This is a genomic window from Streptomyces tibetensis (assembly GCF_007655005.1).
GTDB classification, from domain to species: Bacteria; Actinomycetota; Actinomycetes; order Streptomycetales; family Streptomycetaceae; genus Streptomyces; species Streptomyces tibetensis.
The window spans coordinates 172,636-187,961 of the sequence record NZ_SZVW01000007.1; the positions used below are offsets into that span (position 1 = coordinate 172,636).

Consider the following 15,326-nt stretch of genomic DNA (forward strand, 5'->3'; position numbering starts at 1 on the left):
CATGACGACGACAGCCGCCACTGACGCCGGTGATTCCGGAGCCCATCCCCGATTCGCCGAAGCCCTGCGGGAGCTCGGGCTCGGGGACCTCGTGAGCCAGGTCCGCCGCTTCCCCGACGCCACCCGTACCGCCGCCGAGGCCGCCGCCGCGATCGGGTGCGAGCTGAACCAGATCTGCAAGTCGCTGATCTTCGCCGCGGACTCGGTTCCGGTGCTCGTGCTCATGGACGGCGCCTCCCGGGTCGACCTCGAACTCGTCCGCAAGGAGCTCGGCGCCGACAAGGTCACCCGGGCCAAGGTGGACGTCGTGCGGGAGACCACCGGGTACGCCATCGGCGGTGTGCCGCCCTTCGGGCACCGGACCAGGACCCGGGTGCTCGCCGACCGGTCCCTGCTGGAGCACGACGTCGTCTGGGCCGCGGCCGGAACGCCGTACACCGTGTTCCCCATGGCCCCCGAGGACCTCGTGACATACGCCGACGGCACCCTGGTGGACGTGCGCGAGCCCACCCCGTGACCCCTCTGGTCACCGCCGCCGTCCTGCTCGCCGCGGTCACCCACGCCAGCTGGAACGCCATCGCCCACAAGATCACCGACAAGCTCGTCGGCTTCGCGCTGATCTCGGGCGGCGGGATGGTCATCGGGCTCGCCATGGCATCCTTCGTGGCGTTCCCGGCGGCCGGGGCATGGCCCTATCTGCTCGCCTCCGCAGCCGTCCACATCGCCTACTACGCCCTGCTGATGAAGTCCTTCCGGCTGGGCGACTTCGGGCAGGCCTATCCCATCGCCCGGGGTACCGCGCCGCTCGTCGTGACCCTGCTCGCCGCTCCCTTCGCGCACGAGGTGCCCGACGGGTGGGCCGCCGCCGGGATCGCATTGTCCTGCGCGGGGCTGACCGGCGTCGCCCTGTGGGGACTGCGCGGGCGGCGGCCCGACCGGGCGGCGATCGGGGCGGCCCTGGCGACCGGGCTGACCATAGCGGTCTACACCGTCGTCGACGGGCTGGGCGTGCGGGCCTCCGGATCCTCCCTCGGGTACATCGCGTGGCTGATGGCGGTCCAGGGGGTGGTCATCCCGGCGTACGTCGTGTGGCGCTTGCGCGGCGAGACCGTCGCCCTGCTGCGGCCCTTCGCCGGGGTCGGGCTGATCGGTGCCGCACTGTCCGTCACCGCCTACGCCCTCGTGCTGTGGGCCCAGACCAGGGCCGAACTCGCCCCCATCGCTGCCCTGCGCGAGTCGTCGATCATCGTGGGCGCGGCGATCGGGGCCGTGTTCTTCAAGGAGCGGTTCGGGGCGCCCAGGATCGCGGCGGCCGGGCTGCTGGTCGTCGGGATCGGGCTGATGCTGCACGCCGGGTAGGCCTGTCAGGCGGGGCGCCGGATGGAGGCCCGTCGGGCGGGGTGCACGCCGGGTAGGGGCCTGTCAGGCGGGTGCGTCCGGCCGGTGCGAGGAGCACCCTGGAACTAAGCGTTCCGGAGGTGATCGTCATGATGCACACCACCGTGGGGTGGCACGTCGAGATGGAGTTCACGGAGGACGACCAGCGCACGCGCGCGGCCGCGATGGTCCGCCTGCCCGACGGCAGTGAGGTACGGGCGCACGGGCACGCGAGCCGGCACCGGACCGACGCCAATCAGCCGAGGGTCGGGGAGGAGATCGCCGGGGCCCGGGCGCTGAACGAACTCGCCATGCGGTTGCTGACCAAAGCCCACGAGGAGATCGACCAGGCGTCCGGGCGGACCTCCCACCCCATCCACGTCTAGCGGCCGACGAAGGCCCCCCGACTACAGGTCCAGCACTCCCCGCACCGCCCGCACCAGCCCCTGCGCCCGCGGGTCCGCCGTCACCGTCTTGCGGAAGCCGTTGGTGACGTAGCCGAAGGCGATCCCCGTCTCCGGGTCGGCGAACCCGAGGGCGCCGCCACGGCCGGGGTGGCCGAAGGAACCCGGGGTCAGGAGCGGCGAGGCGCTGCCGTGCAGCATGTAGCCGAGGCCGAAGCGGGTGCCGACCACCAGGACCCGGTCGGGGCCCGCCGACTCCTCGGCCCGGGCCAGTTCCACCGTCTCCGGGGTGAACAGGCGGGTGAAGAGGCCCCCTGCGCCGGCCGTGTCGCCGATCAGGGTCGCGTAGAAGCGGGCCAGTCCGTCCGCCGTCGCCATGGCGTTGGTCGCCGGGAGGGCGGTCGCCCGGTAGGCGGGGTCGTTCTGGTCCGGGAACGGGGAGATCGCGGCGAACGCCCGGCGTGTGAGGGAGGCCGGATCCTCGTAGGCCTCGGTGACCGAGCGCTTGGGGCGGGCCCGCAGGCCGCCGGTCGGCTCGGCTCCCTCGACGCGGCCCACCCGCCCGACCCGGTAGGCCTCCGACTCCGGCAGACCGAGCCAGAGGTCCAGCCCCAGCGGGCCGGTGATCTGCGACGCCAGCCACTGCCCGGTGCCCTGCCCGGTCACGCGCCGCACCAGTTCGTCGACCAGCCAGCCGTAGGTGAGCGCGTGGTAGCCGTGGTCGGTGCCGGGCTCCCAGGCCAGGGCCTGCCCGGCGAGCGCCTCCGGGCCCCGCAGCGGGTCGAGCGCCTCCTGCGGGGTGAGCGGCCGGTCGAGGACCGGCAGCCCGGCACGGTGGTTCAGCACGTGCCGGACCAGCACCCGCTCCTTGCCCTGCGCCTTGAACTCCGGCCAGTAGTGCCCCACCGGCGCGTCCAGGTCCAGCTGCCCGCGCTGGTGCAGCAGCAGGAGAGCGGCGGCGGCGACACCCTTGGTCGCCGAGCGCACGACCTGGGCCGTGCCGCGCTCCCAGGGGGCCGTGCCGTCGACGTCCTTCGTGCCGCCCCACAGGTCGACGACCTTGTGCCCGTCCCGGTAGACGGCGACCGCGGCGCCCCGGTCCCCGAGCGTGTCGAAGTTCCGTGCGAACGCGTTCCTGACCGGCTCGAAGCCCTCGGCGACTGTGCCGTTCACGTCCACGTCGGTACTCCTCGTCTTGCGGGCTGCTCCCCCCTAGCCAAGCAGGATGGTCACGTCGATGTTCCCGCGGGTCGCGTTCGAGTAGGGGCAGATCTCGTGGGCCGCGTCCACCAGCCTGGTCGCGAGATCCGGGTCGACGACCGGCAGCGAGACGCTGAGGGCGACCGCGAGGCCGTAACCGCGTTGCAGGTTGGGGCCGATGCCGACCTTCGCGGCGACCGTGGAGCCGGTCAGGTCGTAGCCCTCGCGGTTGCCGACGAGGATCAGGGCGTTGTGGAAGCAGGCGCTGTAGCCGGCCGCGAAGAGCTGTTCCGGGTTGGTGCCGTTGCCGTCGCCGCCGAGCTGCGGGGGCATCGCGACCCTGAGCTCGAGCTGACCGTCCTGGCTGGTCACATAGCCCTCGCGGCCGCCGTGGGCGGTGGCCTCCGCCACGTACATGATCTTCGTCGGGCGGGTGTCGACGGCGGGGCCGTCAGTCATGCTGTCCTCCCCCGGAACCAAGTGCGCACAAGTGCATCGTGCACAAGGTACTGGCCGGTAACTCCCCTGTCATGACCAGGGGGTGGGCAACCGGGGGTAACCCTCAGCGGGACCGGTCCGCCGCAGACTCCGCACGCTCGGCCAGCCGCCACAGCTCCGCACGCAGCCGCCCGGCCTCCGCCGCGTCGAGCCCGGTCGCCGTGAGCAGCGCACCGGGCACCCGGCCGGCCCGCTCGCGGAGCTCCTGCCCGCGCCCCGTCACGGCCACCAGCACCGACCGCTCGTCCCGCGCCGACCGCTCACGCCGTACCAGGCCGGCCGCCTCCAGCCGCTTCAGCAGCGGCGAGACCGTGCCGTAGTCGAGGCGCAGAGCCGCGGCCAAGTCCTTGACGGTGGTCTCGCCGCGCTCCCAGAGGACCAGCAGCACCAGGTACTGGGGGTAGGTGAGGCCCAGCTCGTCGAGGAGCGGGCGGTACGCCGCCGTCACCGCCCGCTGCGCGGCGTACAGCGCGAAGCACAGCTGCTCGTCCAGCAGCGGCGATCCGTCGCTCTCCTCGTTCGTCACGCGCCCATTGTCACGGACGGGCCGGCGCCACCGGGACGGAACGCGGATCGAAGCCGAACGGCAGCTCCAGGCGGTGGGCCCGCATCAGCTCCTCGTCCGAGAGCAGCTCGCCGGTCGGCCCGTCGGCGGCGATCACCCCGTCGCTGAGGATCAGGGAGCGCGGGCACAGCTCCAGCGCGTAGGGCAGGTCGTGCGTGACCATCAGCACCGTCACGTCCAGGGACCGCAGGATGTCCGCCAGTTCGCGGCGGGAGGCGGGGTCGAGGTTGGAGGACGGCTCGTCCAGGACGAGGATCTCCGGCTCCATCGCCAGCACGGTCGCGACGGCCACCCGGCGGCGCTGCCCGAAGGACAGGTGGTGCGGCGGGCGGTCCCTGAACTCCGCCATGCCGACCCGCTCCAGCGCACGCTCGACACGCGCCTCCAGCTCGGGCCCCTTCAGCCCGGCCGCCGCGGGCCCGAACGCCACGTCCTCCCGGACCGTCGGCATGAACAGCTGGTCGTCCGGGTCCTGGAACACGATGCCGACCCGGCGCCGGACCTCGGCCATGTTCCGCTTGTCCACGGGCAGCCCGGCGACCTTCACCGTGCCGGCGCCGCCGGTCAGGATGCCGTTGAGGTGCAGCACGAGGGTCGTCTTGCCGGCGCCGTTCGGCCCGAGCAGCGCGACCCGCTCACCGCGCGCGACCGAGAAGTCGACGCCGAAGAGGGCCTGGTGCCCGTCGGGGTAGGCGAAGGCGAGGCCGGAGACCTCCAGAGAAGCAGTCACAGGGACCATCCCAGCAGACAGACGAGCAGAGCGGCACAGGGGAGGGTGAGGGCGTACGACCACTGCGCCGGGGACGCGGTCACCTCGTCGATGACGGGCATGGAGCCGGCGTAGCCGCGGCTGACCATGGCCAGGTGCACCCGCTCACCGCGCTCGTAGGAGCGGATGAACAGCGCGCCGGCCGACTTGGCGAGCACGCCCCAGTGCTTGACGCCCTTCGCCTCGAAGCCGCGCGACTCCCGGGCGATCCGCATGCGCCGCATCTCGTCGGTGATGACGTCGCCGTAGCGGATCATGAAGGACGCGATCTGCACCAGGAGCGGCGGGAGCTTGAGGCGCTGCAGGCCCAGCAGCAGTTCGCGCAGTTCGGTCGTGGCGGCCAGCAGGACCGAGGCCGCGACACCGAGCGTGCCCTTGGCGAGCACGTTCCAGGCGCCCCACAGGCCGTTGACGCTCAGGGACAGGCCGAGGACGTCGACCCGCTCGCCCTCCGCCACGAACGGCATGAGCACCGCGAACGCGACGAACGGCACCTCGATCAGCAGCCGCCGGAGCAGGAAGGCGGCGGGCACGCGCGCGACGTACGCGACGGCCCCGAGCAGCACGGCGTACAGCCCGAACGCCCACATCGCCTCCCGCGGCGTCGACACCACGACCACCACGAAGGCGAACACGGCCGCGAGCTTGGTGTGCGGCGGCAGGCCGTGCACGGGCGAGTGCCCGTGCCGGTACAGCTTGTGCGCGTGCCCGGCTCCCACCTCAGACGCTCGTCATGCTCGTGGTGTCCGACGGCGAGGCGTCACCCGTCCGGCGGCGGCGCACCACCCAGAACACGCCGGTGCCCGCGACGACCGTGACCCCCACGCCGATGACACCCGCCAGCCCTCCGGACAGGCGGGCGTCGTCGACGTCCTTCACGCCGTAGTCGGCGAGCGGGGAGTCGGCCGTGGAGTGCTCCTCGGCCTTCTTGTCGATGCCGTGGTCGGTGGCGACCTTCTCCAGGCCGTCGGGGTTCGCCGAGGCGTAGAAGCTGACGAAGCCGGCCAGTACGAGGGAGGTGACCAGACCCGCGGCCCACACCTTGCGGTGCGAGGTCCGGGCGGCCACGGGAGCGGGCTCGGGCCGCGCGTCGGGCGCGTCGACCAGTTCGCCGTTCACCCGCAGCTTGAGCCTCTGGGTCAGACCGCGTGCCCCGTACACCAGGTCCGGGCGTACGGCGATGACCGCGCCGACGGTCAGTGCGGTGATCACGGCCTCGCCGATGCCGATCAGGACGTGCACGCCGACCATGGCGGTGGCGACCTTGCCGAGGGAGACGTCGGTGGTGCCGCCGATCGCGTACATCAGCGTGAAGGCCAGCGCGGCGGCCGGGACGGAGACCAGGGCGGCGACGAAGGCGGCCGCGGTGACCGACCTGCGGGTGCGGGGCAGCACCTTCACCAGGCCGCGGAAGAGGGCGTAGGCGACGACCGTCGTGACGATCGCCATGTTGGTGATGTTCACGCCGAGCGCGGTCAGACCGCCGTCCGCGAAGAGGATGCCCTGCATCAGCAGGACGACGGAGACGCACAGGACCCCCGTGTAGGGGCCGACGAGTATCGCCGCCAGCGCACCGCCGAGCAGATGGCCGCTGGTGCCCGCCGCGACGGGGAAGTTCAGCATCTGCACGGCGAAGATGAACGCCGCGACGAGTCCGGCCAGCGGCGCCGTGCGCTCGTCGAGTTCGCGGCGTGCGCCGCGCAGGCTCACGGCGACGGCGCCCGCGGCGATCACACCGGTGGCGGCGGAGGTGGGCGCGTTGATGAATCCGTCAGGTACATGCACCGTCCGATGATGTGGCTTGATGCGAACGGTTTGCAAGAGCGTGAAGCTTGTTTTATCCCACCCGTGATATATCCGTCTCCACGGGCGCAATCCGGAAAATATGCGACATTGGAGGAGGAGTGGACGCACGGTTTCCACTCGGATTGCGCACGGTGAAGGGGCCGTCCGATGTCCGTAGTCGAGCAGTACGCGCGAGCCCACATCGTCTCGGACGCGGCCGTCCCGCTGGTCGACGAGCTGGAGGCGGTTCCGGTCAGGCTGCGGTACGACCCCGACCACGACCCCCGGAAGGTGCGCATGGCGCTGCCCGGGGCCGGTGGAGGGGAGTGGACCGTCGGCCGCGAGCTGCTGGAGGAGGGGCTGCGGGCCCCCGCCGGAAGCGGCGAGGTGCGGGTGTGGCCCTGCGGACGGGTGCAGGTCGTCGTGGAGTTCCACACCGCGCAAGGGGTGTCGGTGGTGCAGTTCGAGCGGCAGGCGCTGCTGCGGTTCCTGCGGCGGACGTACATGGCCGCCGCGGAACCCGTCACCCATTGAGCCCAGGCCCCGGCCACCGGTCCGTGCTACCGGGCCACCGGTCTCGGCGGCCTGTCTCAGCCGCCCATCTTCAGCAGGGCCGCCACGATCGGACCCGCCGTCGAGCCGCCGTGCCCGCCCTGCTGGACCACGCCAGCGGCGGCCAGGTCGCCCCGGTAGGCCGTGAACCAGCCGTTCGGCTTCTTCTGCCCGTCGACCTCGGCGGACCCGGTCTTCGCGCCGACGTCGCCGCCGACCCCGGCCATCGCCTCCGCTGCCGTGCCGTACGCGGCCGTGTACGACATCAGCTCCCGCAGCTGGGACAGGGCGCCCGCCGGCAGGGTGCGGGAGGCCTTCGCCAGCTTGCGTCCGTCCACGTCCGGGGAGACCAGGTAGGGCTGGTGGAAGGTGCCGGACTTGACCGTCGCCGAGACCGACGCCATGTTCAGCGGGTTCATGCGGACCCCGCCCTGCCCGATCAGCGAGGCGCCCATCTGGGCCGCCGACTGCACCGGCACCGCGCCGTCGAAGGACGGCACACCGATGGCCCAGTTGTTCAGCCCCAGGCCGAAGACCTGCTGGGCCTCCTTGGTCAGGTCGTCGTTCTTCAGCTTCGGGGCCTGGCTGATGAAGGCCGTGTTGCAGGACCGGGCGAAGCTCGCCTTGAAGGTGCCGTTCTTGATCTCGAACTTGTCGTCGTTCTGGAACTTCCAGTGGCCGTACGTGAAGTACTTCGGGCACGGGTGCTTCTTGTCCGCCGAGGCCAGGCCCTTCTCCAGCAGCAGCGACGAGGTGATGACCTTCATCGTGGAGCCGGGGGCCAGGGAGCCCTGGAAGGCGGTGTTGAAGCCGGGGGAGGCATTGGCCGCGGCCAGGATCTCGCCGGTCGACACCCGCAGCAGGACCACCGACGACCTGGCCTTCTTTGCGACCTTCTGCTCGGCCGCCGCCTGCAGGGCCGGGTCCAGCGTGGTCTTCACCGTGCCCGGCGTGCCCTCGCTCAGCTCCAGCAGGGTCTTGTCGGAGAGGTCCTTCGCCTTGGCGGCCTTGCCGCGCACGACCCGCAGCTCGATACCGGCCTTGCCGCCGGCCTCCTTGCCGTACTTCTCGCGCAGTCCGTCCAGGACGGGGCCGAGGGAGGCGTACTTCTTCGTGGTCAGCTCCCCGCCGTCCCGGTCCAGGGCCTTGACCGGGGGCGTGCCCGCCTCACCGGTCACCAGGGTGTCGCCGTCCTTCAGGTCCGGGTGGACGACCGCGGAGTGCCAGTCGACCAGGGGCTTTCCGTCGGAGGTGCGGCGCATCACGGTCAGGGTGCTGTCGTACGTCAGGGGCTTGTCGGTGCCCTTGTAGGACACCGTGCCCTTGACGGAGAACGGCACCTTGTCGCCGGCGGGCTTGCCCGGGGTGAGGGTGACGTCCTTGATGTGGGCGTCCTTGGTGTAGCCGGTGAGCAGCGGCCGGGCCGCGGAGGGGTCGTCGGTGGTGGCGGAGGCCTGCGTGATCTTCCCGGACTGCCAGGCGGTGAGGAAGGCGGTGGCGGTGGTGGTGACCTCGTTCGGCGACAGCGGGCCGGTCTTGACCTTGGCCTTCTGGTCCGACGCCCGCGACCCGTCGTCGGCGGCGGCACCGCCGCCGTACAGGGCGTAGGCGCCGAACCCGGCACCGCCGACGACCACGGCGATCATCCCGCCGATCACAGCGGGTCTCGTCTTGCGCCGCTCGGCGACGCGCCTTCTGTTGCCCACTGCTGTTCTTTCCTCCGCGAATCCCCAGGGTCCCCGTCGCCCTCAGCTGTCCCAAGTCCCAACGACGGCCACCACCCTAGAGTCCCGTCCCTCGAAGGTGAGATCAGCCACCTGTTCGTAGCACGGCTGCGACAATCGGCCCGGCCGCGTCGCCGCCGTGGCCGCCCCGCTCGGTCATGGCCGCCGCCGCGATGTCGTTCCGGAACCCGGTGAACCAGCTGTTGAACTTGGCGTTGCCGTCGACCTCGGCGGAACCGGTCTTGGCGCCGATGTCGCCGCCGAGCCCGGCCATGGCCCGGACAGCGGTGCCCTGCGTGGCCGTGAGCCGCATCATCTGCTTGAGCTGGGTGGCGGTGCTCGACCGCAGGCCCTCGGCCCGTGCCAGTTCCCGGCCGTCCAGCTTCGGTGAGACCAGGTAGGGCTGGCGGAAGGCCCCGGTGATGGCCGTCGCGGTGACCGACGCCATGTTGAGCGGGCTCATCTGGACCTGCCCCTGCCCGATGGCGCCCGCCGCCCGGTCCGGCCCGTCCACCGCGGGCACACTGCCGTCGAAGGAGACGATGCCGGTCTTCCAGTTGTCCTGTCCCAGCCCGAAGTGGTCCTCGGCCTCCCGGGTCAGCGAGGCGTCCGTGAGCGGCTTCTCGTCGATGAGCTTGATGAAGGCGGTGTTGCAGGACCGCATGAAGCTGTTGGCCAGGGTGGCGTTCTCATCGGGCTTCATACCGGTCAGGTTCTTGAACGTCTGGCTCTGCCACACGGCGGTGTCGGGGCAGGGCGCCGGGCCGTTCATCGAGGTCACGCCGTTGTCGATGAGCATCGCGGCGGTGATGATCTTCATGGTCGAGCCGGGTGCCGACTGGCCCTCGAAGGCCGCGTTGAAGCCGTCCGTGCGGTTGTTGGCCACGGCCAGCACCTCGCCGGTGCTGGGCTTGACGGCGACCACCGAGGACTGGGCGAACCGCTTGACCGCCTTCTCGGCGGCCGCCTGCGCGCTCGGGCTGATCGTGGTGGCGAGCTTGCCCGGCTTGCCCTTGGCGAGGGTGAGCAGCGGGGTGTCGGGCGCGCCGTCGCCGTTGTGCCGGACGACCAGCTCGATGCCGGGGGTGCCGCCGGCCTGCTCGCCGTACTTGTCGCGCAGGGCGTCCAGGATCGGGCCGAGCGAGGGGTACTTCTGCTTGGTCAGCTCGGAGCCGTCGCGGCCGACCGCCTCGATGGGCGGGGTGGCCGACTTCCCGGTGACGAGGGTGTCGTCCTTCTTCAGCTCGGGGTGCACGACCGACGGCTGCCAGTCGACGAGCGCGCGCCCGGTGGTGAGCCCCCGCACGACCTTGAGCTCGCTCCGGTAGCTCAGCGGCTCGGACTTCCCGTCGTAGGCCACCTTCGCCTTCACCGTGTACGGCACGGTGGTGCCCCGGGCCGCGCCCGGCGTGATCTTCACGTCGGTGATGTGCGCGTCGTCGGCGAAGGCGCTGAGCAGTTGCTCGGCGGCCGCGTCGTTGTTGGTGTACGACGCGGCCTTCGCGGACGCTCCCGACTGCCAGGCCTTGAAGAACGCGGCCGTGGTCTGCTTGACCTCGTCCTTGCCGGGTGGCCCCGTCCGCTTCTGCGCGGCGACCCCGCCCGCGCCGCCCCCGTCACCGCTCAAGGCGCTCACGATGTTGTAGGCGCCGTACCCGGCCCCACCCACCATCACCGCGAACACCCCGCCTATGACGGCGGCTTTGACCCCCTTGCTCATAGGGTGGTCCCCTCCCCGTTGAGCCTTCCGCGTCCCGTTGAACGCGTTCAGAAAGCTCGAATCCCGGGAGCACTCTATGTGTAAGCGGTTACTAACGGGACAGGCGTTTCGATTTTTGACCGAACGTAGATCAGACCCACGTATCCAGCCACATCCGCGACCGCCAGTCGTCGATCGGGACGGCCTGGCCGGTGTACAGGGGCCAGAAGTAGATGAAGTTCCAGGTGATCAGGAGGACCAGGACGCCCGCTGCCGTGGCGCCCGCGACGCGGCGGGTGTCGGAGGAGCGGGGTGGGCCGATGATCGCGCCGAGCAGCATCGCCACCGCCAGGCACAGGAACGGCAGAAAGACGACGGCGTAGAAGAAGAAGATCGTGCGCTCCTGGTACATGAACCAGGGCAGGTAGCCCGCCGCGATGCCGCAGGCGATGGCGCCCGCGCGCCAGTCGCGGCGGAAGAACCAGCGCCACAGGACGTACAGGACGGCGAAGCACGCGACCCACCACAGCAGCGGCGTGCCGAGCGCGAGCACCTCGCGGGCGCACTTCTCACCCGCGTCGGCGGGGCAGCCGTCCTTGCCGGGGGCCGGGGACTCGTAGAAGTACGACACCGGGCGGCCGAGGACGAGCCAGCTCCACGGGTTGGACTGGTACGTGTGCGGCGACGACAGGCCGACGTGGAATTCGTAGACCTGGTGCTCGTAGTGCCACAGGCTGCGCAGCCAGTCGGGCAGGAAGGTCCAGTTGCCGCCCTTGCCGCTGGTCGCGGCCCAGTTGCGGAAGTAGCCGCCGGAGCCGTTCGTGGCGGAGAGGATCCAGCCGGTCCAGGACACCAGGTAGGTGACCAGGGCGACCGGGACCGTGGCGAGGAACGCGAGGCCCGTGTCGCGCTTGAGGACCGTCGCGTACGGGTGACGGGCGCCGGCGACCCGCCGCGAGCCGACGTCCCACAACACCGCCATCAGACAGAACGCGGCCAGGGTGTAGAGGCCGTTCCATTTCGTGCCGATGGCCAGGCCCAGCATCAGGCCCGCGGCCCAGCGCCAGGGGCGCCACCCCAGGCGGGCCGTCTCGGCCGTGTGCCGGTCGGGTCGGGCCCGGCCGTCCTCGTCCGGCGGCAGCGCGGCGGCGAGTTTCGCACGGGCCCTGTCCCGGTCGACGAGCAGGCAGCCGAACGCCGCCAGCACGAAGAACATCAGCACGCCGTCGAGCAGTGCCGTGCGGCTCATCACGAAGTGCAGGCCGTCCACCGCCATCAGGGCGCCCGCGAGACACCCCAGGAAGGTGGAGCGGAACAGGCGGCGGCCGATCCGGCACAGCAGCAGCACGGACAGCGTGCCGAGCAGCGCGGTCATGAACCGCCAGCCGAAGGGGTCGAAGCCGAACATCAGCTCGCCGAGCCCGATGACGTACTTGCCCACCGGCGGGTGCACGACGTACGCCGCGTCCGCCGGGAGCGTGACGTGGCCGCCCGTCGACAGGACCAGGTCGTTGGCGTTCTTGTCCCAGTTGAGCTCGAACCCGCGGTGGACCAGCGCCCACGCGTCCTTGGCGTAGTACGTCTCGTCGAATATCACCGCCCGCGGGCTGCCCAGGTTCCAGAACCGCAGCACCCCCGCCAGCAGCGTGACGAGCAGCGGGCCGATCCAGCCCGACCAGCGCACCAGCCGCCCCGCGAGCGTGTGCGGGACGCCGAGCGCCGCCCACAGCCGCGGGGAGGGCTCGGTGTACGGCGGCACCAGGCGGTCACGGACGTCGCGGGCGTCGCTTCCGGGCTGCCCCTGGTAGCCGAAGCGGCGCAGCCGCTGCTGCCAGGACGGCCGCTGGTCGAGCGGCGCCTGGCCCTGACGGGTGTCCGTGGAGGACGCGGTACTGGTCACCGCGCCATCGTAGGGAACCGTTCTGTGTGAGTCCCGTGCATGGCCGTATGCGTCCGCATCCTCCGCCCCCTGGGAGGAGTCCCCACCCGCCGCCCCTGGGAGGATGGGAGCGTGATCGGAACCCTCGTACTCGCAGGCACCCCCATCGGCGACATCGCGGACGCCCCGCCCCGGCTCGCCGAGGAACTGGCCGGAGCCGACGTCGTCGCCGCCGAGGACACGCGGCGGCTGCGCCGGCTGACCCAGGCGCTCGGCGTCACCCCCAAGGGCCGGGTGGTGTCGTACTTCGAGGGCAACGAGTCCGCCCGGACGCCGGAACTCGTCGAGGAACTGGTGGGTGGGGCGCGGGTGCTGCTCGTCACGGACGCGGGGATGCCGTCGGTGTCCGACCCGGGGTACCGGCTGGTGGCCGCCGCCGTCGACAGGGACGTGCGGGTCACCGCCGTGCCCGGGCCGTCCGCGGTGCTCACCGCGCTCGCGTTGTCCGGGCTGCCCGTCGACCGGTTCTGCTTCGAGGGGTTCCTGCCGCGCAAGGCGGGGGAGCGGCTGGGTCGGCTGCGGGAGGTCGCCGAGGAGCGGCGGACGCTCGTCTACTTCGAGGCTCCCCACCGGCTCGACGACACGCTGTCGGCCATGGCCGAGGTGTTCGGGGCCGAGCGGCGGGCCGCGGTGTGCCGGGAGCTGACCAAGACGTACGAGGAGGTCCGGCGGGGCGGGCTGGGGGAGCTGGCCGCGTGGGCCGCGGAGGGCGTGCGCGGGGAGATCACCGTCGTCGTGGAGGGCGCGCCGGAGAAGGGGCCCGAGGAGGTCGGGCCGGAGGAGCTGGTGCGGCGGGTGCGGGTGCGGGAGGAAGCGGGGGAGCGGCGCAAGGAGGCGATCGCCGCGGTGGCGGTGGAGGCCGGGGTGCCGAAGAGGGTTGTGTTCGATGCGGTGGTCGCCGCGAAGAACGCGGCGGGGTGACCGGGTTCGGGGTGGGGCTTCGGATGCTTTGCGGGGCGCGGGTTGTGGGGGTTGATCGCGCAGTTCCCCGTGCCCCTGCCGGGCGCTCCCCACGAGGGCGCTGAAACCCCTCTGAGCAGGGCGCATGTCGTTTGAGCGTGCGCCCCATGCGGGGGCAAAGCACAAGGGGCGCAGGGGCAAGGGACGCCCAAATCGGGGCCAACAGTCGACAGGTCTGCTGCCATCGGTCCGGCCGAGGAGTCCACTGGGTTGCGGGGACGGCATCGTCCTCACGCCACAGCGGACCAACAGGAGCTGGCATGAGTGAGATCGCAGGGCAGACCGGGCTCCGCGCCGGTGCGACCGCAGTCGTCAACGAGTCCTACTCCTTCGCCTGCATGCGGTGCGGGCACGGCTGGGAGCAGTCGTACGAGATAGAGCACCACACGGACGCCGCGGGTCACGAGTTCGTCCTCTACGTGGCCGACGGCAAGGTGGTTCCCTCCCCGTTGAGCAAGCCCGAGTGCCACAACTGCGACAGCCACGTCGTGCGGATCATGCGGCCCGGGCGGGTCGCGTCGGCGCGTGACGCGGCGCACCGGCCCCACCGCGTGCCGCCGCCCGCCGGGCCCGTGGAGGGGCCCACCGCGGACGCCGAGACCGGGACGGTGGCCGGCGAGGAACAGCGCGAGCACCACCACTGGCACCTGTCCGACCTGCTGCACCCCTTCCAGCGCAAGGCGAGCTGACCCGTCCGGCTTCCCTTGTCGACGCCCTCCCCGGTCCTCCCCCACCGGGGAGGGCGTGCCCCTTTCGTAGGATCGGGGCATGCCTTCGAACACCTCCGGCCGCCCGGACAAGAACGCGGCCCCGCCCCTTCCGGAGCCTCTCCGGGTGCCGGTCGCCGACTCCCACACCCACCTGGACATGCAGTCCGGCACGGTCGAGGAGGCGCTGGCGAAGGCGGCGTCGGTGGGAGTGACGACGGTCGTGCAGGTCGGCTGCGACCTCAAGGGCTCCCGCTGGGCGGCCGAGACGGCGGCGGCCCACGACGCAGTCCACGCCACGGTCGCCCTGCACCCCAACGAGGCGCCCCGGATCGTGCACGGCGACCCCGACGGGTGGTCACGGCAGGGCGCCCGCGAACCCGGCGGTCAGGCCGCCCTGGACGACGCCCTCGCCGAGATCGACCGGCTGGCCGCGCTGGAGCAGGTCAAAGGCGTCGGCGAGACCGGCCTCGACTACTTCCGCACCGGGCCCGAGGGCAAGGAGGCGCAGGAGAGGTCCTTCCGCGCCCACATCGAGATCGCCAAGAGGCACGGCAAGGCCCTGGTCATCCACGACCGCGAGGCCCACGCCGACGTCCTGCGCGTACTGAAGGAGGAGGGCGCTCCCGAGCGGACCGTCTTCCACTGCTACTCCGGCGACGCCGAGATGGCCGAGATCTGCGCGAGCGCGGGCTACTTCATGTCGTTCGCAGGCAACGTCACCTTCAAGAACGCCCAGAACCTGCGGGACGCGGTGGCGGTGGCCCCGCTGGAGCTCCTCCTCGTGGAGACCGACGCGCCCTTCCTCACCCCCGCGCCCTACCGCGGGCGGCCCAACGCCCCCTATCTCGTACCGATCACCGTGCGGGCCATGGCCGAGGTGCGCGGCATCGACGAGGACGCGCTGGCCACGGCCCTCGGCGCGAACACGGCACGCGCGTTCGGCTACTGACCCCGCCGCTCACCTCACCGTACGACTGTGCGTAGTCGCGTCGCTTTGGAGAGTGACGGCCGCTCCGCTAGGTTCTGGGGGCCCGATCCGGACCCCTCTGGACCCCCTCCGGCCCCTGGAGCGCGTCGGCGTGAGCAACTCCCGGCACGAGACGTACGGAACGTACGAGTCGCGCGAGGCGTATAAGGCATACGA

Annotated in this window: 16 protein-coding genes; 7 read left to right on the top strand and 9 right to left on the bottom strand. The window is 71.8% G+C overall.

The annotated features are described in order from the left end of the window. The first annotated feature begins 1 nt into the window (after position 1). From FDO69_RS14215 to FDO69_RS14225, 3 genes are all read left to right on the top strand, one after another. The gene (locus FDO69_RS14215; RefSeq protein ID WP_104780156.1) at positions 2-517 is read left to right on the top strand and encodes a YbaK/EbsC family protein; all 516 of its coding nucleotides are present in this window, start codon (positions 2-4) and stop codon (positions 515-517) included. Continuing rightward, on the top strand, positions 514-1,359 hold the full coding sequence (locus tag FDO69_RS14220) for a DMT family transporter (RefSeq protein ID WP_104780157.1): 846 nt from the start codon (positions 514-516) through the stop codon (positions 1,357-1,359). The genes FDO69_RS14215 and FDO69_RS14220 overlap by 4 nt, the downstream gene beginning before the upstream one ends. Before the next feature lie 128 nt (positions 1,360-1,487). After that, a complete protein-coding gene (locus FDO69_RS14225) occupies positions 1,488-1,763 on the top strand; it encodes a DUF1876 domain-containing protein (RefSeq protein ID WP_104780300.1) in 276 nt (91 codons plus the stop codon). Between the two features lie 21 nt (positions 1,764-1,784). On the opposite strand, the gene FDO69_RS14230 is transcribed toward FDO69_RS14225, so the two are convergent. The 6 genes from FDO69_RS14230 to FDO69_RS14255 all read right to left on the bottom strand — a co-directional run bounded on the left by FDO69_RS14230 (position 1,785) and on the right by FDO69_RS14255 (position 6,598). Next, positions 1,785-2,960: a serine hydrolase domain-containing protein gene (locus tag FDO69_RS14230; RefSeq protein WP_104780158.1), complete on the bottom strand. Its 1,176-nt coding sequence runs from the start codon at positions 2,958-2,960 to the stop codon at positions 1,785-1,787. A 33-nt stretch (positions 2,961-2,993) separates the two neighbouring features. Further along, entirely contained in the window at positions 2,994-3,440 is a 447-nt protein-coding gene (locus FDO69_RS14235) for an organic hydroperoxide resistance protein (RefSeq protein WP_104780159.1), read from the bottom strand. Positions 3,441-3,543: 103 nt separating this feature from the next. Continuing rightward, on the bottom strand, positions 3,544-4,005 hold the full coding sequence (locus FDO69_RS14240) for a MarR family winged helix-turn-helix transcriptional regulator (RefSeq protein ID WP_104780160.1): 462 nt from the start codon (positions 4,003-4,005) through the stop codon (positions 3,544-3,546). 10 nt (positions 4,006-4,015) lie between these two features. Further along, entirely contained in the window at positions 4,016-4,783 is a 768-nt protein-coding gene (locus FDO69_RS14245; RefSeq protein WP_104780161.1) for an energy-coupling factor ABC transporter ATP-binding protein, read from the bottom strand. After that, positions 4,771-5,532, bottom strand: coding sequence for a cobalt ECF transporter T component CbiQ (gene cbiQ / locus FDO69_RS14250; protein WP_104780162.1), 762 nt, complete (start codon positions 5,530-5,532; stop codon positions 4,771-4,773). Before cbiQ ends, FDO69_RS14245 begins: the two co-directional genes overlap by 13 nt. A gap of 1 nt (position 5,533) precedes the next feature. Continuing rightward, the gene (locus FDO69_RS14255; RefSeq protein ID WP_104780163.1) at positions 5,534-6,598 is read right to left on the bottom strand and encodes an energy-coupling factor ABC transporter permease; all 1,065 of its coding nucleotides are present in this window, start codon (positions 6,596-6,598) and stop codon (positions 5,534-5,536) included. Between the two features lie 168 nt (positions 6,599-6,766). On the opposite strand from FDO69_RS14255, the gene FDO69_RS14260 reads away from it, so the two are divergent. Next, on the top strand, positions 6,767-7,132 hold the full coding sequence (locus FDO69_RS14260) for an SsgA family sporulation/cell division regulator (RefSeq protein WP_104780164.1): 366 nt from the start codon (positions 6,767-6,769) through the stop codon (positions 7,130-7,132). Between the two features lie 56 nt (positions 7,133-7,188). Here FDO69_RS14260 and FDO69_RS14265 read toward each other — a convergent pair whose 3' ends face one another. The 3 genes from FDO69_RS14265 to FDO69_RS14275 all read right to left on the bottom strand — a co-directional run bounded on the left by FDO69_RS14265 (position 7,189) and on the right by FDO69_RS14275 (position 12,473). Beyond that, positions 7,189-8,856, bottom strand: coding sequence for a penicillin-binding transpeptidase domain-containing protein (locus FDO69_RS14265; RefSeq protein ID WP_104780165.1), 1,668 nt, complete (start codon positions 8,854-8,856; stop codon positions 7,189-7,191). Positions 8,857-8,959: 103 nt separating this feature from the next. Continuing rightward, a complete protein-coding gene (locus FDO69_RS14270; protein WP_104780166.1) occupies positions 8,960-10,594 on the bottom strand; it encodes a penicillin-binding transpeptidase domain-containing protein in 1,635 nt (544 codons plus the stop codon). A gap of 130 nt (positions 10,595-10,724) precedes the next feature. Continuing rightward, positions 10,725-12,473, bottom strand: a complete 1,749-nt coding sequence (locus FDO69_RS14275; protein WP_104780167.1) for a dolichyl-phosphate-mannose--protein mannosyltransferase — start codon at positions 12,471-12,473, stop codon at positions 10,725-10,727. A gap of 111 nt (positions 12,474-12,584) precedes the next feature. On the opposite strand from FDO69_RS14275, the gene rsmI reads away from it, so the two are divergent. From rsmI to FDO69_RS14290, 3 genes are all read left to right on the top strand, one after another. Then, entirely contained in the window at positions 12,585-13,433 is an 849-nt protein-coding gene (rsmI, locus tag FDO69_RS14280) for a 16S rRNA (cytidine(1402)-2'-O)-methyltransferase (protein ID WP_104780168.1), read from the top strand. Between the two features lie 299 nt (positions 13,434-13,732). Beyond that, entirely contained in the window at positions 13,733-14,161 is a 429-nt protein-coding gene (locus FDO69_RS14285; RefSeq protein ID WP_104780169.1) for a hypothetical protein, read from the top strand. A gap of 79 nt (positions 14,162-14,240) precedes the next feature. Beyond that, positions 14,241-15,131 (top strand): TatD family hydrolase, encoded by an 891-nt coding sequence (locus tag FDO69_RS14290; protein WP_104780170.1) that lies wholly within the window; start codon positions 14,241-14,243, stop codon positions 15,129-15,131. Positions 15,132-15,326: the final 195 nt, after the last annotated feature.